Below are 19,922 nucleotides of genomic sequence, written 5' to 3' on the forward strand. Positions count from 1 at the left end.
GGCGTGCTGAATAGTTACGATACTTTTAACGTTCAGCTACAACCCAAAACCCTACAGCAATATAGAAAGCCCCCCATCAAAAAACCAACCACCATGCCAACCCCAACCCTACTCCCCATCATAGCCATCTTCATCTTACTCCCACTTTATGGCCACGGGCAAAACTCAGGCTCTAAGGCGCCCTCCTGCATATCACCAGATACCGCAGCCCTAACTCTGCATTTTGAGCAAGGGCAGTGCCATTGGGAGGCACAACGTACGGATAGCACCGACATACATTTCCAGGCGGCGCTAAATGTTCTTGATATATACCTTGATCAAGCTACCCAATCTTCTGATACTGTTTGTTGGTCGCAGGCCTGGAATACTGTATTTGACTTTACTTCTCGCTTGCAGGAGAAAAGCCACCTTCAGTATGCGCTCCAGGCGATTAAAAACTCAGTTCGTTATTTTGAAAGGATGCCGGTTTCCGAACCATTGGCTCTGGCTTATCAGGAGGCAGGAAAAATTTACGGACGGTTCCGATTCAATGAGCAGGCACTTGAGTATTCTTTTAAGGCTTTGGAGGTGAGGGAAGCTATTGGCTTTAGCATTGACATAAGTGAGGTGTATAATACCATAGCCGTGACCTATTCAGCTATGGGGGATCAAGGCTCTGCAAGAGTATACGTAGAAAAGGCTTTGCAAGAGTATATTAAATGGGAAGGTCCCGAATCAAAAAGGGTGCTTAATGCAATGAATAATATTGGCTACCTCTACCAAAAAGAGGGCGATACCCTACAGGCAGGAAAGTACTATTCGGCTGCCCTGGAACTGAGCTTAAAAATATCGGGGTCAAAGAGCAGCGCTACAGCTAATGTTCTTAACAACATGGCATCTTTGCTTTTCGATCAACAACGGCACGCAGAAGCGATACCTCTGTTAAAAAAGGGGGCCAAGATATCAGAAGAAGAACTGGGTGTCTTGCACCCTTTTACCTGTACTTATTATCTTGAGCTGGGCAGGAATTACACGCAGCTTGGCCAGTACGATCTTGCAGAGCCATATTTGACAAAAGCACGGAACGGCCGGCTCTTTAGCCTGGGCCTGCAGCACTTTATGACAGGGTTTGCCTACCTGGGGCTGGCAGAATACTATGCAGCAAAAGGGGAACTACCTCTGGCCCTAAAGTACATCGACACCACCTATCAGGCTATACTTTTCGATCCAGATGACAAATTAAGCTTGGCTGATGTTTCTTACTTCCCTTTGCTCATTCAAGCTTTGGAAACCGAAGTCCGATTGCTCTCGGAGCAAGAGTTATCGCAGGATATGCTTCAACATTCCTGTAAACCTTGCGGGACTTTAGCCGCTTCAATTGAATACCTTCATCGTAACACCTACAACGCCAAAGCATCAAGAGCTATGCGGCTTAAACTAAAACCAACACTAAATATTTGCGTAAATACAACTGCGTCTCTCTATCGGCAGACCGGTGATTTAGATGCTTATAACATAGCATTGTCCATTAGTGAGTGGAACAAATCTGTTAATCTCTTTAGCGAATTAAAAGACCTTTCTCAAAAAGAAGTCTATCGCGTGCCCGATAGTCTTAGGGTGCTGGAATGGAAAATCAAACGACAGCTAAATATGCTCGATCGCGAAATTCAGGCTTCAACCGACCCGCAAATAAAGGCAGGCCTTCTCGATCAGCAATACGCACAACAAGAAGCTCTTCGAAGCCTCAAGGCTACCTATGCCAGCCAATTTGCCAAATATTACGAAGACCGGTTTCAGCTGGGGCGGGACATGGCGGTGGAACGGTTCCAGAAGCTACTCTTTATCAGAGAGCAGTCTTCGCAGACCATTCTAGAATACTATATCGGGGATTCCTCAATATTCATCTTTCTTATCCGTAAAGATGAGGTTGACCTTATTTCCATACCTTTAACAAGCGATATAGATAAAGTCATAGCAAATATGCAAGACGGAATCTATGCCTACTTCCTTTCCGCCCGAGGACAGAGCAGCAAACCAGATATTGAAACGCTTACCAGACAGTATATTCATAGTGCCCATGTCCTCTACAATCAGCTTATTCGTCCAATTGAGGACAGGATAACCGAGGAACCTCTCATCATACCCGATGAAAAGCTACAGTTTATTCCTTTTGGCCTACTGCTGTCAGAAGCTCCAAAAAATATCAAAAACTTTGTCAGTTACCCCTACTGGATAAAAGACAAAAAAATTGGATATGCTTTTAGTCTACGAGTACTTGAAACTCAGATGCTACGTGCAAACGGCCCCTTATCCCCCAAAAGTATGCTTGCTGTAGCCCCTTCCGTACCCTTAAGTAATTTACCTTATTCGAAGTATAGCACTAGCGATGGACTAACTTCTGAATCTTCTTTTTTACTTGATAACGAAGAAGAGGCATATGCAATAGCCAGTTTATGGAAAGGAGATGTAATCACAGGCAAGGAAGCAACAAAAGAAGCATTCTGCTCCCTAATGCCTTCCTACAAATTACTTCACATAGCCACCCATGGACAATCGGATACACTGTGGGGGGAAAAGTCCTACCTTACATTTACAGCTTCACCGAAAAGTAAAACCAACAGGCTATATGTGGAGGATCTATTAGCCCTGCGTATGAATACAGAAATGGTGGTTCTCAGCGCTTGTGAAACAGCAAATGGCCAGTTTCTAAAAGGAGAAGGAATTATCTCAATCACCCGCGCATTCACCCACGCAGGAACGAAGAGTGCGGTAACCAGTATTTGGCCAATGGAGAATCAACTAACCAGCAGACTAATGTTAAACTTCCACAAGGAACTGAAGCAGGGAGTAAATAAAAGCGAAGCACTTAGAAACGCTAAGCTAAATTATCTGGCAGAAACACCCGGCTTCCAATCCCACCCCTTCTTCTGGGGCGGCATCATCGCCATTGGGGATATGAGCCCAATTGACTGACTTCTATTCCTCTATAGCTTCCACCTGTTTGCTGAGCTGTGAGGCTTTAGCATGAAAGCTATGGGAATCATCTTTCAGCATGAAGGACATAGCATCCTGAAAAGCAGCGGCCTCAGCCGGCATTTGTGCCAGATAGCAAAGTGCAAGCCCCCAATCGGCATCCCCACCGTAGATGAAGCTGTTTTGCAGGGCTTTGAAGTCAGATGCAGCCTGTGCGTACTGCCCCATTTGGAAGTAAGCCTGTGCGCGGGTTAGCAGTAGCCTTTGGTCTTTGGCCACCTGGTTATCGTTCAGTATTTCAAGGGCCTGTTCCAAGTAGTTTTCCTGTTCGCTAGCATCTTTCGCTGCATTAGCCTGCGCAAACAAGAGCAGGGCTTGCTGTGCGGTATCGGTTGGCTCCTTGTTTGCATTAATGCCACGGAATACGAAAGTTGTGGCCCTGTATTCCGAAAGGGCTAACTGTTGGTAAGCCGGATTGCCAAAAGCCTGAGCTTGTTTCTCCCCGCTTGCAGAGCCTGCGGCTATACGCTTTTTGACATTAGACGCATCCTGAGCATTGGGTGGGATCCTCTCCTCGCCGACTATCTGCGTAGATGGATCAGGAACCTTTTCTCCTGCATCATTGGGTAGAGCCGGGGCGGCAACCTCCGGTTCCGCTATCGTTTCCGGGAGGGGAGGCTGCTCCTTATCGCCAAAAAAGACCAGGCCTGCTGCAGTCAAAACCGCCAGGATAAACAACAGCAGCAGTACGTTACGCTGGGAGGAAGTAGGCTTACCGCCTGAAGTATCCCCTGATGGCCGTGAGGCTGCTATACGGCTCTCCAACTGATGGCGAAAAGCTAATGCCTCTTTATCTTTCAAGGTTTGTGCTACCGATTGATGCAAAGCCAGGGCATCAGCAAGGGATTTATCTTCAGCGCATGACTTTTCAAAGCTCAGCTGCTCTGCTTCAGGCATTTCCCCATTAAGGTAATCTTGTATACGACGGCTATTTTCTTCCGGTTTTGCCATATTCCTTTTTATCTGTTAACTCCGTGTATAGCGGGTCTTGCTCAATCATCTCGACCAACTTATGATAACATGTGTACTTTTTCTTTTTGGCATATTGGTATTTGTACCCCATTTCCGTTGCAATTTCCTGAAGGGATGCCCCTTCAATAAAAAAAAGCCGAAGTACCTGCTGACAAGCTTCTCCCATTTTATGAAAAACCGACCAAAACAACTTAGACTGCTCCGTCTCTATGAGTTCCTGTACAATATCCTGTTCTGTGAATAGTACCTCCATTTCATGATTGGTGACCTCTGAAAAGAGGCTTTTCCTGCCGGATTTTTTGAGCCAACACCAAACACAAGCCTGAACAAAATAAGCCTGGAACTTTTCCTCGTCAAAAAAGGCGTGCTCCGTCTTTCTGACTCTTCGAAAAATGGACTCCGCAACATCCATGAATACGTCTTCAGCATCCGCCTTTTGTGCACCAAAGGGTTTTAATTTTCTGATTACAATTGGCAGAAGGTGATCCACCAAATAGTCCGAAGCGCGCTTATCAGAGCGTTTAAGCGCCGTATACCAGCCCCATGATGTAGTACTCGGAGGGTTTTTCATCCTGTAAATTTAAAAAAACAGGCCCAAAAGGGGTCACCGAAGAAACGATACCAGGTACTTTACCCTGAAAAACTAAACTCCAGGCTTGACCTATGCCAAACGAACAACTCAAAAAAGACCTCTGGAAAAAGGTTTTCTGCAACGAATCGATCGTAAAACATAACCACTACTACCGGGATATCTGTTATGCCATCAAAGAACAGACCGGCTTCCTCCTGTCTAAAGACACCATTCGCAACCTGATTGAGGACCGCAATAAGCCCAGCCCCAGAACGCTGGATATTTACGCTACATTCCTGCTTGGCGGCTCTCAGGGTAACCCCTTTACCTTTCAGGATTATCTGGAGCGTTGCCAACAGCGGGAAACCAACGTTGCAGAAAACCAAACGCCATCGGGCGCTTTATCTGATGATCAGGGAAAGAAAAAGCTGGTTTTTATCCTGCTGCCTGTGTGCTTCACAATATTAGCAGCAGTTCTTTTCTCAATGCAACCCAAAAAATCAGAGAAGCATATCTGGCTGGAAGAGTTTCACACCAATTCGCCTGCAGAGCTACAGCACCGCGGCTGGGAAATTATTGATTTTGACAGTACTTACTGGAATCAAATTAGAGATGGGTCTTTAACTTTATTCACCCAATATGGAGACTACTCCAGCAACCTGATTGACTCCACAGTCCATAACTTTGTTTATAGAAAACTGGATTGTACGCACTGTGAGATTACAGTAAAAATTGTAGATTTCAACCCTTACAATCGTTACCAACAAGCAGCCATATACCTCCTGGACTCCAATTTGAACAGGAGCAATAATATCCGGTTTTCCTTTGCCGTATTAGGCCCCGACACTATTTTTGAACACCGCACAAAAACCCATCGGGTGCACAATAACCGAGGAATTCAAATTTTCAATCAGGTGAATGGAAGGACGGTACACTTTACCGAGCAGCTAAGAGTTCAGATATACGACAAAGGAGAGCTGCCATTAGCTGAAAAAGAAATTAGATTGAAAATAAAAATTACTCCCGGCCATTACCAGACCGCCTATATCATCAATGACAGTATTGAGGGGTTCACTTCGTTTGAAAAAGGCAATTTGCACTTCTCCCCTGCTTACATTGGTTTAGCATGCCTGGGAAACGGCGTAAAAGCCAGTACTTACCCAAGTTCCGGTGATGATATCCCCGCCTACTTTGACTATGTTATGGTGGAAGGTTGCGACCGATGACATCTACACTTTTGGTTTAAACCCTTCTTTCCTTACACAATTTGTTAGAAATTTCGTTTTTTTGAGGAAACTTTCAACTACGAGCGGTACTTTTGTTATGACTATATTTCAATCAGAAGCCACGACCATGCCTTTGCGCGATGATTTTCCGCCGTCGGGCAGCGATTACCTCGGCGGTGAGAGTGATGGATACGAGTACCGGACGGTTTTCGGGGGTTCCCGCCTCGAAAGCACCTATGAGATGGTGCGGCAATTTCTGGCGGAAGAAGGGTACGAAGACGTGCCACTGCCTAAAGACGCCGATGAGCTCAGGCTGTTCCGCCTGCCGACGCGCAACAAACAAATCCTAATGTTTGAAGACAATGGCTACGTGCATAACCCTATAAAAATCCTCTTCCCGCAAGACCGCCGGAAGAGGAGTACATTGATACTTTGTATTTACAATGAGGCTGACCCGCAGCACTTGCTAAAATTTCACCGCATTTTGGAGCGGGTGGAGGCCGCGAAGTCCGAATAACACTTCTATTCCAGGCCTTTCAGCTTATCGATGCTTACGGCATCAAGGGCTTCGCGCAGAGCACCTTCTTCAACATTCCGGCCTTCAATGGTAATGATATAGCGATCTTCGGCAATGATACTGATCTGCCCTTCCTTTCGCTTGCTGTCGTATTCTTCAAAGGCTTTGTAGCCGTCAATCGTTGTGGTCCGCTCATAACCGCTGTCGGTCTCTTTGTCAATTTCTACTGACGCCCAAGCCGCAGTACTGGCTAAAATCATGGAAACGCCTGCAAAATCGATTACAGAAACCTCCAGAGATTGATCCCCATCTCCGTATTCTGCCTGTGCTGTTGACATTTTGAAGCCCATAGCACCTACCTTCTCCCCGGTGTGCGAGGTCCGGTCCATGCCCGCAATACGCTCTGGCAAAAGGGCTTTTAGTTCCCGGAAGTCCACCACTTCTTTGGTTTCTCCGTCTCCGCCTAATTGCTTCATGGCATCGCTCATGGCTTTTTCCATAGTTGCCGCCGGGTCGTCAGAAGATGTGCCTTCGGAAGAGGTGGAGGCCTCCATGGATTCATTGGATGCGGAAGTATCTTCGCTGCCACCGCAGGAAGTCAGAAGACCGGCCGCCAGGAAAAGAAGTGGGAAAATCAGTTTTCGGGTTTGCATAGTGATTGCGATTTTTGATTAGATACCAAACTTACGAAAATCCATTCCACGTACCAACTGCTTTCGACGAATGCTCAACCCATTGCTCTTATTCACAGCCCAACCGGACTACCCGTTTCTGGGTATTCAATACATACCATTCTGCCTGATCATCCTGAAACAGCTCATAGGATGCATCCTGCGCCAACCCGGGGTCCTTTATGTTTAGCACAGCTTCCATCGGGTCTTCATAGCCGCTTTCCAAGTCAAACTCATGGATGCCCCGATTGGTCATTACGTAAAGGTGCTGGCCTTTGATTACTGCCTCATTTGGTGCCCCCCGGAGCAGTTCCGATGCTTTTTCGGATAAATTTTCATCCTCGTAATTGACCCTGAACAGGGTCGTCCATTGCGTTCCATCGTATTCCAGAATTTCATAGAAAAGAAACCCGCATTTGGTCACTGCTATCGTCCGCCCCTGATAATCCAGGAAAAAAATACTGTCGTCAAGTGGATAATTGTCTCCTTCCCCCCAAAAGTCCGACTCTCCGGCAATTTCCCGGCTGACCAGTGCTCCGTTTTGAAACTGGAGCAATTCATTATCGCAATCCACCGCCCAAAGGCTGCCGTCAGCACTGAAATGAAGATCGCCCAGGGTTACGCAACGGCCCCGGGGATACTCTGTCAGGTAAGGTTGAAATGTAAAGTCTACCGGGTCTATAGCCATAATCCTCCAGGAATCTGAAAAGGGTACTCCAATAAGCAACCCCTCTGGCGTCGTCTCCAAGTCCCAGAAACCCACCGAAGTCCGCTGCACCAAATTGCCGTTGCTCAATAATTCATAAATCCCATCTGTACCGTAGACGAACATCCTGTCATTGTAGGAATGGAAGTGGGTTGCCCGATGGTTGCCAACCTCAGCTACTATTGGACCGCTGTACCCCTCCCGGATTTGTAAACTGCTCAGCCCTCCGTACAAGAAGTAGGGACCGAATTGAGCCATTTCATCGAAAAACAGGGAGGAGCTCAATGTCGTCAGGTCGAAAGCCTCGTACGCATCACAACCGAACAGGGGACGTGAAACCTGTACTTGCTCCGCCAGAGGTATAGCATTCTTTTTTTCGCAGCTGAGTAAAGAAAGTGTGGCGATTATCAGCCCGTAGGCCAGGAAAGTAGTTCTCATAGCTTATTTTTGAATGATGAATTTACCGGTTATGGTAGCTCCCTCCTCCGGAGCAAACTCATAAATGTAGAGCCCATCTGAAAATTTCTCTCCAGAAAGTTCAAAGGTTTCCCCCGTTATTTCCGAACTAAAGCACTGCCGGCCCAGGGCATCAAAAATACGGAGGTGCCCGGTTACAGCCGCTGACCAGCGAAAAACCATGGGCCCGGATGATGGGTTTGGTCCAACGATTAAGTCTGCTTCCCCGGGATCTGGTGGCGTTGGTGGCTCTGCTAAGGTAATAAAGTTCCTGCCAAGGGTATGCAGAGTAGTATTCGTCAGAATAGCCTCGTTGAAATCAAAATAGATCGCGGCCTGATTCCGGATTTCGGTACCCAATGGCAGCCCGGGCTTTTGACTAATTTTGAATTTCACAAAACCAACTGACTCTGCCAGGTTGGTGGTGCTATCGGGCAATAAGATGTTTTCGAACCGGAACTCCACGTGCCGGTCCTTTTCTATGCTAATGGTATAAGGATGGCTGCTTGCGCCCGGACGGATGCTCGTCAAATCCAGCGCTTCCGAGATTCGATCCGCAATGACCACGGTGAAGGCTGTGTCCGTACCGGTATTTTGAAAGCGAATATGGTATTCCAACTCCTGCCCCTGCTCTATGAAGTGCTCCTGCCCGTAGCCTGTGGGGAAGCCCCGCTTATCGTTAGGGTCATAAGCGCCAATGTTTTGCTGGCAATCAATAGAAACCGAGGCATCGCCATCATTTTCCCAATATTGGGTGGCAAAACCTAAGCTTTCAGGGTCGGGGAAGGGACCACAAAATTCCACGGTGGCCGTAGGATGGTCATTGCCAGGATGGTTGGGTTCCTGTTCAGCTTCGATCCGGTAAGTCCCTCCGTTGGCGGCCAAAGTAATTAGGGTTGCTTCCCCAGGCTCCAGTTCATCATAATTGCCCTGCAGCAAGATCACCTGATCTTCAATCACAAGGTACTCCAGATTGGGTGTGGAAGGTGCTGTACCAACGTTTTTCAGCGTGAACTGTACCGAATCACCAAGACAAGCGCCTGTGGCTTCCATACTTGCGCCTGACCAGTTTTCTGAGGGTAAGCAGATGGAATCGGGATAAATCCGGGCGGTAGTACAGTGGCTTTGCCCCAGCATAGTCTCCTCACAATCGACTTCCACATTAATAGTGAACCTGCCGCAAACTCCAACATCCACCCGGCCGATGTCAAACCGGTAAACCTGATCCTCAAGCGGCATACCAGGTTTATCAGCCCCAAGGTATGACAGTTGATCATCCAATTCAACTTCGATGTAGGCGTCTTCTGCTGGCAAAGTACCCCGGTTGCAATACCGTACCGTATACCGGCTTTCAAAACAACGCCGCAGGAAAGGGGCAGAAATGTCTACGTGCATATCCGGGCATTCCACCCGGGCCTGCACCGGAAACTGCACCTCCAGAGTATCCTCCGCACTAACGCCCAGGCCAGGCGTTGGCGGGCATACGCTCCAGTACGGGCCCATGGGGTAAACCACCGGATTGTAAGTGCCGGCATTCAGCCGGCGGACAAATTGCCCGAGTGAATCGGTCAAGGCATAGCGGTTGGAACCGCCCTCAAATCCAACAATCCAATTTTGTAAAGGCACTTCCACCAATGGGCCGCAATCCTGGTCCAGGTCTTCAAAGACGGTGCCCTGTATCTGGCTTTCGAAGATCCGCCCGCGCTGATCCAGCCGCAACAGGTAGCCACGGTCAATATTGGTGCCGCCCGGAAGGTCTAAATCACCAGCGAGAATCAATCCGCCGCCTGGCATTTCTGAAACCGTTCTGGCAAAACGGCGGATCAGAGACTCAAAGTGCTGTGTTTTCACGTTTTCCCCTGACTCCGGATCGATCCAGGACAAATGAATCCCCCCATCGATATGGTGGGACAGCACTAGTACCTGCCCATTTTGCAGGGTTAGCAAAGACCTGCCTGTCAACTCGAATTCCGGCGATAAAGGGCGCTCCCAAATTAACGCTCCGGAAGGGTCGTAACGCGATAGCGTATGCTTTCGCCAGTTACCGTTTGGCAGTGGTTCCAGCAGCTGCTCCCGGCGCAGTGCAATGATATCAAAACCTACTACCGTAGAGTGTACCAAGAGGGGGCCGTACTCAGCAAAATCCAGGGTAACAATATCCAGTATATTGCCTGCCGTATCCAGACGCAGCAACCGGGCTGAAGCCGATATCTGCAAAACGTAACCCAGGTTTCCGTCTTCCATCTGGTAAAATCCGCGCTTTCCAAATAAGCTTGCCGGGCCGGGAATCGGACTACCTACTTCCTGATGGTAACTCTTCACCCACAGCAGTTCTCCGGAGTCATCCAGCTTAATTAACAAGGGGCGGCGGGTATCCGAACTAAGCCGAAATATTGCGGGAACATAATAGTTGCCTTCATCGTCCAGATGAATTTCTCCAAACTCATAGGAAACATCGGGCGCATATTCCGGCATAGTGTGGAATTTCACCCAATTTAGCGTCCCGTCCTGATTGATATTACGGAGGAAAATTTTAGGCAAAGCAGCTTCTCCCTCTTCAGCAGTAATGACTGAACTTATAGCACGCAGCTGAGTAATCGTTCCATCCGTCAGCTCTACAGCAGCCTCATCCATATTCCCCTGATCGTTGGGTACGGCACCCTCAGAGCGCATGCTTGTACGAGCCTGAATCTGTCCGCCCCCACTCGTGATAAAAAGAGAATCGTATTGCCAGAAGGCTACTTTCCCATTCGACAAACCAATGGCATTCAAGGGTAAATTGCCGTGTTCCTTTTCCCAGCCCTGCCCCAGTAAAACAGGATAGGTGATTCCTAAAATTATCCCTGTCAGCAGTGTATATATCCATGTTTTCATAAGCTACTCACGATTTATGACCTCAAGGTGCGGATTTCGGGCAGGTTTTGCAAAGACAAATATTATCAATAATTTAGAACCCATTTTTCAGACTCCTTTATTTTAACGGTTTCTGCTTATAAAAAATTTAGTATCCGTCTTTACAAGTTCTGAAGTACCATGCAGAATAGTAAACTATTTTACCTCTTTCAGTCGATCCGGGGCGACGATATCCGCAGATTGCGCCGGTTTTTGCACTCGCCTTACTTCAACAGCCGTGAGGATGTGGTCCGCTTATTTGAATACCTGCACGCCAACGAAGCGGAAGGCGCTCTGCTCACCAAAGAGGCGGCTTTTGCCCACTTGTTCCCGGGTACTACCTACGATGACGGCCGGATGAATGCGGTCATGCATTTCCTGTTCAAGTTGCTGAAACAGTTTGTGGTGCAGCGTGAATTTGAATTGGAATCATCTCAGCCCTATCTCACCCGTGCTCTGCGCAAACGTAAGCTCCCCCGCTTGTTCGAACCTGCCAGTAAAAAGTGGAAAAAGCAATTGGACAAAGCCCAGGTGCGTAATGCAGGATATCACTTTCAGCAATACCAGTACCAACTGGAAAAATACGAGTATGACCATCGGCAGCGCCGCAGCGGCAGGATGAACCTTGAAGAGATCACAGAAGCCCTGACCACCTACTATATTGCAGACCTCCTCCGCCACAGCTGCACCATACTGACGGCACAAAAGGTATCACAGGAAGCCTATGAACCCGTTCTATTGCAAGGTATCCTGACTCACCTGGACCGTACAGAAAAGGAGCTCCCACCGGCGGTAGTAGTTTACCGGTATGCCTACCTGGCTCTATCGAATCCGAAGGAGAAAACCTACTTTAGCAAGCTGTTACTCCACATTGAAGCCCACTGGCAGCAGTTTCCTCCGGCAGAAGCCCGTGACCTTTATCTGCTGGCTGTCAACTACTGCATTCAGCGGCTCAATCAGGGGGAGAAGCCCTACATCCGTCAGGCTCTGCAGCTTTACCAACAGGCCCTGCAGCGGTCACTGCTCGTTGAAGAAGGCGTACTGTCCAAATTCACTTACAACAATATCCTCATGCTGGCTATCGGCTTGCAGGAATGGGAATGGGCAAAGCAATTCCTGGAAGACTACCGGCATGCGTTGCCTGACCTGGAGCGCGATAACCTGTACCGGTACAACCTCGCCATTCTTTACTTTCGGCAGGGGGCTTACGCTCGGGCAATGGAGCTGCTCCGGCGGGTTACGTTCTCCGATGTGCTGTACAACCTCAATGCCCGTACGATGCTGCTCCGAACTTACTATGAACTGGAAGAATACGATGCGCTTTTTGCGCTTCTGGACAGCTTCGAGGTCTATATCCGCCGCCAAAAGGGAATGGGTTACCACCGGTCTCACTATCAGGCATTATTGCAGTTCACCCGGCGGCTCCTCCATTTGCCGGAAGGCGATAAAGGCGGCAGAGCTCAACTCAAAGCGGACATACAAGCGGCGCCTGCCACGGCGGAACGTGCCTGGCTACTGAACAAATTGGATTGACGCTTTCAGGTAAACAAAAAGGCAACGCCAAATGGCATTGCCTTTTTGTTTTTAGGATGGCTATTGCTTACTCTGCAGCATTCTCCGGTGCCTCTTCCTGCTTTTTCTGCGGGCGCATCTGCGGGAAGAACAATACCTCCTGAATGGAATGCTGATTGGCCATGAGCATGGTCAGGCGGTCAATACCGATACCGAGGCCTGAGGTCGGGGGCATCCCGTATTCCAGCGACCGCAGGAAGGCATCATCCAGCGCCATAGCTTCTTCATCGCCCCGCTCGGCCAGCTTAAGCTGCTCTTCGAAGCGCCCCCGCTGATCAATCGGGTCATTCAGCTCAGTGTAAGCGTTGGCAATTTCCTTGCCATTGACAAACAGCTCGAAGCGCTCCACCAGGCCGGGCTTGCTGCGGTGCTTTTTCGCCAGTGGCGTCATCTCGATGGGGTAATCGGTGATGTAGGTGGGCTGAATCAGATTGGCCTCTACTTTTTCTCCGAAAATTTCATCGATTAGCTTACCGCGGCCCATGCTCTCATCTACCTCAACGTGCAGTTTTTTGCAGGTGGCGCGCAGTTCCGCCTCGTCCATTTCGGAAATATCAATACCTGTGTATTCCTCGATGGACTCGTACATACTCAAACGGCGGTACGGGCCAGCGTAATCAATCAGGTTGCCCTCGTATTCCACTTTGGTGTGCCCGGTGACCTCGATGGCGATGTACTCCAGGAGCTTCTCGACCATCTCCATCATCCAGTTGTAGTCCTTGTAGGCAATATAGATCTCCATGGAGGTGAACTCCGGGTTGTGGGTGCGGTCCATACCCTCATTTCGGAACATTTTGCCGATCTCGTACACGCCTTCAAACCCGCCTACGATGAGGCGCTTGAGGTAGAGCTCGTTCGCAATTCGCATGTAGAGCGGCATGTCGAGCGTATTGTGGTGTGTTTTGAAGGGCCGGGCTGCTGCCCCACCGTGGATAGGCTGCAGAATAGGCGTTTCCACTTCCAGCCAGCCACGGTCATCGAAGAAACGGCGCATGGCTGAGACCAACCGGCTTCGCTTGAGAAAAATTTCCTTCACATGCGGATTCACCGTCAGGTCGAGGTAGCGTTGCCGGTAGCGTTGCTCAGGGTCGGTGAAAGCATCGTAGACGTTGCCTTCTTCGTCCCGCTTAACCACAGGAAGTGGAGAAAGGGTTTTACCCAGTACGGTAAGCTCCGTGACATGCACGGTAATTTCACCCATTCGGGTACGGAACACATGGCCCTTCACCCCGATGTAGTCGCCTATATCCAGCAGCTTTTTGAAGACCTTATTGTACATATCCTTGTCTTCCCCCGGGCAGATTTCATCCCGGGCAATATAGACCTGAATACGGCCGGTGCTGTCCTGCAGTTCAGCGAAAGAAGCTTTGCCCATGACACGGCTGCCCATAAGGCGGCCGGCGAGGCTTACATCCTGGAAATTCGGTTTATCCCCCTCGTCATTGAATTCTTCCTGGATTTCTTTGGCGTAAGCGGTCACGTCAAAGGCTTCGGGAGGGAAAGGGTCGATGCCGAGCTCACGGAGTTTCTCCATATTTTCCCGGCGCAAGATTTCCTGTTCGCTGAGTTGCATGTGGTTTTGCGTTGATTTTTTGTTAGTTAGCCCCTCTGGCTAAATAAAGCTGCAAAAGTAGTGTTAATTAAAAAATTGCAGAAATATATGGTTGTAAACCTTCTGCCACTCTTATGAGTTCATTCTTCTGATTGCTAATTAGAATTATGCTCAAAATCGCTTTTTCCCCTATCTACAAATACGAGCTGCCGGAGAAACACCGGTTCCCAATGATCAAGTACGAGCTCATCCCGGAGCAGCTGCTGTACGAAGGGACGGTCTCGGAGGATCAGTTTTTCCACCCTGACCCACTGACGGAGGAGGAAATCCTGTGGACGCACGATGCGGCGTACTGGGAAAAACTCAAAACTCAAACGCTGAGTAAAAAGGAGATCCGTGCCATCGGCTTCCCCATGTCGGAGAAGCTGATCCACCGGGGGCGGCATATTGCGAATGGCACGGTACAGTGCGCGCTTTTTTCACGGCAACATGGGGTTGCCATGAATGTGGCGGGCGGCACGCATCACTCCTTCACCCACAAAGGCGAGGGGTTTTGTGTGTTCAATGACATCGCTATTGCTTCCAATTACCTGCTTCACCACGGCATTGCCCAAAAGATACTGGTGGTCGACCTCGACGTGCATCAGGGCAACGGCACCGCGCAAATCTTTCAGCATGACGACCGGGTCTTCACCTTTAGCATGCACGGCGAGAAAAACTACCCCCACCGCAAAGTCCCATCCAACCTCGACATCGGGCTGCCCGACAAAACCGAGGATGGCCCCTACCTCAAGGCCTTGCGCGAAACCCTGCCCCGCCTTATTGACGAAGTACAGCCCGATCAGGTCTTCTACCTTTCCGGGGTGGACGTGATTTACTCCGACAAGCTCGGCCGCCTCAGCCTAAGCCTGCAGGGCTGCCGGGAGCGCGATGAATTCGTCCTCAAAACCTGCAAGGCTAATAATTTGCCGGTTGCCATCAGCATGGGCGGTGGGTACTCCGAGCGGCTGGCGCATATTGTAGAGGCGCATGCGAATACATTCCGGGTGGCGGAGGAGGTGTTTTTTTAAGGGCAAATATAAAATCAGGTAACAGCCCCATAATGTTACTGCTACCTGATTAGGATATTAATGCTTTACCAAGTTTGGAAAATACAGGGACTACTCTTTAATCAGCTTCCTGACGACCTGACGACCTTCACCGGTCCGAAGCTGAACCAGATACAGGCCTGAAGGCAAACCATTTAAGCCCACCGTAGCCTGCTGTCCCTGTACATTGAAGGTACGCACAGCCTGGCCGTTGGTGTTGAACAGCTGCCCCTGTACAAAATGGCCTGCTGCATTCCACTGCAAGTATATTTGATTGACAGCGGGGTTGGGAAAGAGCCTCAAGCCACTATCCTGCGGGGCCAGGTCAGGAGCATCTGTCAGGCCCATGCAAATATCGTCTTCAAAGCAGATTGCCCCATCAGCACCGTACTCCAGTACCGTAATGTGTACGATATAAGCTCCGCTCGTAGCGTAAGTATGGGTAACGCCCAGGTCACCCGCATTTACCTGCTCTGTCTGCCCATCGCCCCAATCGATGAGGACCTCGGCACAATGGGCCAGCAGCGGATTGTCGAGAGTGGCAATATGCCCGTTTGTAGTATAGGAAAAGCCATTTTGCACAGCGTTTTCGAAAGCCATCTCGTCCCGGCAGCAGAGGCTGTGCAGGCATACATCGTCGAGCGCCAGATAAGCCCCGGGCTGTACGCCATCAGTACGGGTAAAAAACAGGGCATTGGCACCGGAAGCCGGGAATGCCGGGTCGCTGGAATCAATGATATAAGTGTAGGTCGTAAAATTATTGTCGCAACCGGAGAGTATAGGTTCCACAACCACCTCCCAGCTATCAGCGAATAAAGCCGTATTGAGCGGGGCCGTGCCACTGGTAACTGCTGCCCCTCCGTTGATGCTGCCATTGGCCAGGAAGATACTCAGTGAGGCAGGGGTGTTGGGCGAGAACAGACAGGCTACTTTGAACTCCAGTTCGTAGACACCTGTGTTGGGCAGTATTGTAGTGCTCAGTTCATTGAGCACTCCTTCCCGATAGATATCCCCTCCTTGTATCCTCGACCAAAAACCGGCAAACTGACCCTGAGACAGCGGTAGAGGTGCCGTGAGTGATGCAGGTACACCCGTCAGGTCACTGTAGAAATCCGCCGAGCTGGCACCAGCGCCGGCATTGCTCCAAATGCCGCCCCAGTTGGCTGCATTCGTAATATCCTCATCTCCGGTGGTCGGTGTGCCGGTCTCGAAATCCCCATTTTGCACCAGATTGCCTTCGCAAGAGAACTCCTGTTCACCACTGAAGCAAAGCGTATCCAGGCCAGTGCCTTCGGATGCGACTGTCATAGGCGGCATCATTTCGGCGGAAGCCGGGCTGTTGTATGCAAAGGGATCCCCTGTAACCCCACTGGCTTCCCTCACCGTATCGAGCACCATTGTATCTCTTGCACCACAAAAAAGGTATTCGTCAGGACTTGAGTGGGCAAATTGCCGGACGATCAGGCCGACATCCTGCCCCTGCGCACCGGTGTAAGAGACCATTGCGCTATGCTGTGCATTGATATTCACCAGCGACTGCGGGTAATAAAAGGTACGTAGTGCCCCGGAGAAGAAAGGCGCTGCTGTGATTACGCCATTCAGGGCCTGTGAAACATTAGTCTCGGCATAATGGACTCCAAATGTCTGTGTGGACAAGTCATAATCTACCAAAAAAGCCGGCTGCCCCCGCCCCTCATCGTCGGCCCACTGCCCGTCGCGCCCCCGGCCCTGTATAAGCAGCTTATCCGCAAAGGGAGCTTTGATCATAGTGTGCCCGTATTTGTCCAGGTCGAAATTAGTGGAAAAGGACTCAAAAGAAGCGGTATTGTCCAGGGCTCCGGTCGCTGCATCGAATACACTAATTCCCAGGTGGTGAGTCACCGAGATATTGGTCAGCACATAAACCTGCTGCGCCGCCTGATCGTAGTAAGCACTTGCTCCGTTATCAATGGCATTGCCGGTGTAGTAGCTGGCGTCCCAAAGCTCCGTGCCGTTTGCATCCAACATAAGCGCCAGGATGCCCTGCCGCTGCAACCCGAACCCTGTCAGGATATTCTTGCCACCGGTGATAAAATACCCCTGATCCGTCAGTGTCACATGGGAAGCGACGTCATAATCCCGGAGGTACATATTCCCAAGCGGCACTTCGAAATACTGCTCCCACGTGACGTTCAGGCTTTGGTCAAGCTTAACGCAAAACCCTTGTTTTTCAGTATTCTGAAGACTAGACAAGCCCAGGTCGTCATGGATCATCCCCACCAAAACGAAGCCCTGCCCGGTGGCATTGGGCGTCGCTTTGATGTGCAGCCCCATGCCGTTGGTGTTAGGGTCGTTTCCCTGTTCCAGCACCCGGCTCAATTGCAGGCTGCCCGTTCCGTCAATAGTAAAGATGACTGTACGCCGCACGCCACCAATCTCTGCGTATCCGGTGACAGCGTACCCGGCTGTCCCGCCAGCAAGAAATGGGGCTATACTCATCGCCCAGGTACCACTCCCAATTTGGTAGGTTTGCTCGAAGATAATGGATGCATCCGTATCATCAATTCGGATGACGTGTGCCTGATATTCGTCTGTGATTTTATTATGAAGAGTACCCGCAAGCAGCAGATCCTCTGAACCGTCCCCTGCGGTAGTGATAGAATAGTCTTTGAAATCATACCCGGCTTTGGCAAAAGTGCGTTCCCAGGCAGTCTGGGCATTCAGGCTCGTAAAAATGGTAAAGGTCAGCAGTAAAATAAAGGATTGGAGTTTCATAACTTATAGGTTTATGTGCGTTGGCAAAAAAGCCCTCATCGCTATATCACAGGAATCGGGAAAATCTTACCCTTTGGAGTCAAAAATCTTCAGAGAAATAAGTTGCAAGCCGTGGGGCTGGCCTGATTATTTCGCCCGAGAAGCCTCTCCTACCCTGCTTCATTCTCTTACAGCAGGAAAATGCCCAGCATGCCCGGCAGCTCATCTTGCCCCACAGATGGATGGACGCTGAGGGTCATATCTTTCTTCTTACTGCTGCGGGAATACTTTTGTGCGGTGAGCAATACGGTATCATCTTTCCTGATTTCAAATTTTTGGTGCCAGATGCTACTTGGATACACCCGGCCAAGGTATTTACCCTCGTATTTGATGTTGTACTTAACGACATAAGTTGGCCGGTTAAAGACCATAGTACCTACCTTTTTATTCTGCCGGTACATTTTTACGCCTCTTAGTTTTTTCCGGTAGATGAGGAGGTCTTCTCCCTTTTCGTTTCTCAGTACCCAGTGTTTTAGGATGTGCTTGTCTGGCCCAAATAAAGGCAGCTCACCACTCAGGAATAAACCAGGGATAATGAGAAACAGTCGAAGCAGGCAAGGCGTCCGTTTCCAAATCTTATGGCTTTGCGACTCTTCGTATACCCCGGCGATTTCCCAGCGTTTTTCTCCGGCTTCATCCACTACCCATAGACGTAAGTTGGGGGCTTTGGCCTCGTGGGTGCGGATGTGGTAGGTTGGAGGAGTTGACAGGGCCATGATTATATACTACGGTTTGAATATAGCTTTTGCGATTGATTAGAGGTTTCATTGTGGCTTGATTGTTCTAGTACCAAGATCTATTTCATAAGGCTCGTCCGTATATTTTAAGAAAACTTTGATCTTATACCATGTTCCGGAACTTAGGTTTGTGATCATACCGCATCGACTATTATTGAAAGTTTCTGATTGAAAACACGGTCTTCTGAAATATTGCGCCCAATATTTTTTATAACAGACTTTGATATACTGAATTTTACTTACATCTACAGGGACTGCCAAGCTTCCGTAGTATAATGCCTTATTGACACATACCTTAATTGCTCCAACAGATGGGGTAAGGGTATATACTTCATTGGCTGTCAAATAAGAATCTAGTTCTTCTAAGTAAAAGGCATTATTATGTATAAAAGGCTCGTCATTAATATCGTTTTGCCCAACCTGTGCATTAGAGCCATCGAACCAGCCTAGTATTGGGTCGTTGTTGCTGGTCGAGTAATAGAAGTTATTGTGATAGATAAAAGGAGAGCCTCCAGGTGGTTTTGCGACGAAGCAATTTGCTCCATCAAATCTTCCACGCTTGGGGCATTGAGGGTCACCGATAGAAACGCCGTAGTGAAAATCAGTCCATTCCTTCACATAGCCCATGAAGGCTGTGCCGTGACTGTAATAATTCATTGGTGAAGTATCTATTTGCAAAAGAGATGCCTCTATCTTATTTTGGCTTGTGGTAGTCAAAAAATGTCCAGTATGGCTCCGTAATGCAAACGGTGTCCAGTCTCCGTTTCCATTGATGCCGAAAGATTGACCTGTGGATGTGCTGTTGAATTTGTAAATCGTAAACTTTTCCCAGGGACCAAGGTTTTCCCGATTGGCTTTGATTTCACCATTCGATTCGCAGACTAAATAATTATTGTGGTAGCTTAGTAACGAAACCTCATCTCCTGATTTGATCTCATCATTAGACTGAATATTGTTTGGATTCAGGATTAAGAATTTTTCCCATTGAAGAGCTTGAGCTCGGTTCGCATTGACAGTACCATCTTTTTCTACAGCAAGGAATTTATTTGCATTAATGCTGTAAATTGCAATAACGTCCCTAAACTTTAAGTTAGGCATGGTTCTTTGAGTTTAATATTGATTTTGGGAAATTGCTTCGGGTGGTACGTCTCACAACC

The 19,922-nt window shown here is 49.0% G+C and carries 14 protein-coding genes; 5 read left to right on the forward strand and 9 right to left on the reverse strand.

What is annotated here, in order from left to right; genetic code table 11:
* Nucleotides 1–93: 93 nt before the first annotated feature.
* Nucleotides 94–2,952 (forward strand): CHAT domain-containing protein, encoded by a 2,859-nt coding sequence (locus tag ACO08I_RS08510; protein WP_421949053.1) that lies wholly within the window; start codon nt 94–96, stop codon nt 2,950–2,952.
* Between the two features lie 3 nt (nt 2,953–2,955).
* Here ACO08I_RS08510 and ACO08I_RS08515 read toward each other — a convergent pair whose 3' ends face one another.
* Nucleotides 2,956–3,963, reverse strand: coding sequence for a hypothetical protein (locus ACO08I_RS08515; protein ID WP_421949054.1), 1,008 nt, complete (start codon nt 3,961–3,963; stop codon nt 2,956–2,958).
* On the reverse strand, nt 3,941–4,555 hold the full coding sequence (locus ACO08I_RS08520; protein WP_282774872.1) for an RNA polymerase sigma factor: 615 nt from the start codon (nt 4,553–4,555) through the stop codon (nt 3,941–3,943). The genes ACO08I_RS08515 and ACO08I_RS08520 overlap by 23 nt, the downstream gene beginning before the upstream one ends.
* Before the next feature lie 92 nt (nt 4,556–4,647).
* Between ACO08I_RS08520 and ACO08I_RS08525 the strand changes: the two genes are divergently transcribed.
* Together ACO08I_RS08525 and ACO08I_RS08530 are read left to right on the forward strand one after the other, a co-directional pair.
* A complete protein-coding gene (locus ACO08I_RS08525; RefSeq protein ID WP_421949055.1) occupies nt 4,648–5,781 on the forward strand; it encodes a hypothetical protein in 1,134 nt (377 codons plus the stop codon).
* Nucleotides 5,782–5,878: 97 nt separating this feature from the next.
* Nucleotides 5,879–6,298, forward strand: coding sequence for a hypothetical protein (locus ACO08I_RS08530; RefSeq protein WP_421949056.1), 420 nt, complete (start codon nt 5,879–5,881; stop codon nt 6,296–6,298).
* Nucleotides 6,299–6,303: 5 nt separating this feature from the next.
* Here ACO08I_RS08530 and ACO08I_RS08535 read toward each other — a convergent pair whose 3' ends face one another.
* The 3 genes from ACO08I_RS08535 to ACO08I_RS08545 form a co-directional block, all read right to left on the reverse strand.
* The gene (locus ACO08I_RS08535; protein WP_421949057.1) at nt 6,304–6,951 is read right to left on the reverse strand and encodes a hypothetical protein; all 648 of its coding nucleotides are present in this window, start codon (nt 6,949–6,951) and stop codon (nt 6,304–6,306) included.
* 88 nt (nt 6,952–7,039) lie between these two features.
* Nucleotides 7,040–8,113 carry a hypothetical protein gene (locus ACO08I_RS08540; RefSeq protein ID WP_421949058.1) on the reverse strand — a complete coding sequence of 358 codons (1,074 nt, stop codon included), beginning with the start codon at nt 8,111–8,113 and terminating at the stop codon, nt 7,040–7,042.
* Nucleotides 8,114–8,116: 3 nt separating this feature from the next.
* Nucleotides 8,117–11,005, reverse strand: coding sequence for a DUF7619 domain-containing protein (locus ACO08I_RS08545; protein ID WP_421949059.1), 2,889 nt, complete (start codon nt 11,003–11,005; stop codon nt 8,117–8,119).
* Nucleotides 11,006–11,164: 159 nt separating this feature from the next.
* Between ACO08I_RS08545 and ACO08I_RS08550 the strand changes: the two genes are divergently transcribed.
* Nucleotides 11,165–12,556: a hypothetical protein gene (locus ACO08I_RS08550; protein WP_421949060.1), complete on the forward strand. Its 1,392-nt coding sequence runs from the start codon at nt 11,165–11,167 to the stop codon at nt 12,554–12,556.
* A 67-nt stretch (nt 12,557–12,623) separates the two neighbouring features.
* On the opposite strand, the gene lysS is transcribed toward ACO08I_RS08550, so the two are convergent.
* Nucleotides 12,624–14,168, reverse strand: a complete 1,545-nt coding sequence (gene lysS, locus ACO08I_RS08555) for a lysine--tRNA ligase (RefSeq protein ID WP_421949061.1) — start codon at nt 14,166–14,168, stop codon at nt 12,624–12,626.
* A 146-nt stretch (nt 14,169–14,314) separates the two neighbouring features.
* Here lysS and ACO08I_RS08560 point away from each other — a divergent pair, with 146 nt between their 5' ends.
* The gene (locus ACO08I_RS08560; protein WP_421949062.1) at nt 14,315–15,217 is read left to right on the forward strand and encodes a histone deacetylase; all 903 of its coding nucleotides are present in this window, start codon (nt 14,315–14,317) and stop codon (nt 15,215–15,217) included.
* Nucleotides 15,218–15,307: 90 nt separating this feature from the next.
* Here ACO08I_RS08560 and ACO08I_RS08565 read toward each other — a convergent pair whose 3' ends face one another.
* The 3 genes from ACO08I_RS08565 to ACO08I_RS08575 all read right to left on the reverse strand — a co-directional run bounded on the left by ACO08I_RS08565 (nt 15,308) and on the right by ACO08I_RS08575 (nt 19,863).
* Entirely contained in the window at nt 15,308–17,989 is a 2,682-nt protein-coding gene (locus ACO08I_RS08565; RefSeq protein ID WP_421949063.1) for a T9SS type A sorting domain-containing protein, read from the reverse strand.
* A gap of 167 nt (nt 17,990–18,156) precedes the next feature.
* Nucleotides 18,157–18,744 (reverse strand): hypothetical protein, encoded by a 588-nt coding sequence (locus tag ACO08I_RS08570; RefSeq protein WP_421949064.1) that lies wholly within the window; start codon nt 18,742–18,744, stop codon nt 18,157–18,159.
* Nucleotides 18,745–18,792: 48 nt separating this feature from the next.
* Nucleotides 18,793–19,863 (reverse strand): fascin domain-containing protein, encoded by a 1,071-nt coding sequence (locus tag ACO08I_RS08575; protein ID WP_421949065.1) that lies wholly within the window; start codon nt 19,861–19,863, stop codon nt 18,793–18,795.
* Between the last annotated feature and the right edge of the window lie 59 nt (nt 19,864–19,922).

It is taken from the genome of Phaeodactylibacter xiamenensis (genome assembly GCF_965229835.1).
Lineage (GTDB): Bacteria > Bacteroidota > Bacteroidia > Chitinophagales > Saprospiraceae > Phaeodactylibacter > Phaeodactylibacter xiamenensis.

What these genes read in the sequence shown, in the direction of transcription:
- ACO08I_RS08510 (WP_421949053.1), top strand. Translation starts at nt 94, where the DNA reads ATGCCAACCCCAACCCTACTCCCCATCATAGCCATCTTCATCTTACTC.
- ACO08I_RS08515 (WP_421949054.1), bottom strand. Translation starts at nt 3,963, where the DNA reads ATGGCAAAACCGGAAGAAAATAGCCGTCGTATACAAGATTACCTTAAT.
- ACO08I_RS08520 (WP_282774872.1), bottom strand. Translation starts at nt 4,555, where the DNA reads ATGAAAAACCCTCCGAGTACTACATCATGGGGCTGGTATACGGCGCTT.
- ACO08I_RS08525 (WP_421949055.1), top strand. Translation starts at nt 4,648, where the DNA reads ATGCCAAACGAACAACTCAAAAAAGACCTCTGGAAAAAGGTTTTCTGC.
- ACO08I_RS08530 (WP_421949056.1), top strand. Translation starts at nt 5,879, where the DNA reads ATGACTATATTTCAATCAGAAGCCACGACCATGCCTTTGCGCGATGAT.
- ACO08I_RS08535 (WP_421949057.1), bottom strand. Translation starts at nt 6,951, where the DNA reads ATGCAAACCCGAAAACTGATTTTCCCACTTCTTTTCCTGGCGGCCGGT.
- ACO08I_RS08540 (WP_421949058.1), bottom strand. Translation starts at nt 8,113, where the DNA reads ATGAGAACTACTTTCCTGGCCTACGGGCTGATAATCGCCACACTTTCT.
- ACO08I_RS08545 (WP_421949059.1), bottom strand. Translation starts at nt 11,005, where the DNA reads ATGAAAACATGGATATATACACTGCTGACAGGGATAATTTTAGGAATC.
- ACO08I_RS08550 (WP_421949060.1), top strand. Translation starts at nt 11,165, where the DNA reads ATGCAGAATAGTAAACTATTTTACCTCTTTCAGTCGATCCGGGGCGAC.
- lysS (WP_421949061.1), bottom strand. Translation starts at nt 14,168, where the DNA reads ATGCAACTCAGCGAACAGGAAATCTTGCGCCGGGAAAATATGGAGAAA.
- ACO08I_RS08560 (WP_421949062.1), top strand. Translation starts at nt 14,315, where the DNA reads ATGCTCAAAATCGCTTTTTCCCCTATCTACAAATACGAGCTGCCGGAG.
- ACO08I_RS08565 (WP_421949063.1), bottom strand. Translation starts at nt 17,989, where the DNA reads ATGAAACTCCAATCCTTTATTTTACTGCTGACCTTTACCATTTTTACG.
- ACO08I_RS08570 (WP_421949064.1), bottom strand. Translation starts at nt 18,744, where the DNA reads ATGGCCCTGTCAACTCCTCCAACCTACCACATCCGCACCCACGAGGCC.
- ACO08I_RS08575 (WP_421949065.1), bottom strand. Translation starts at nt 19,863, where the DNA reads ATGCCTAACTTAAAGTTTAGGGACGTTATTGCAATTTACAGCATTAAT.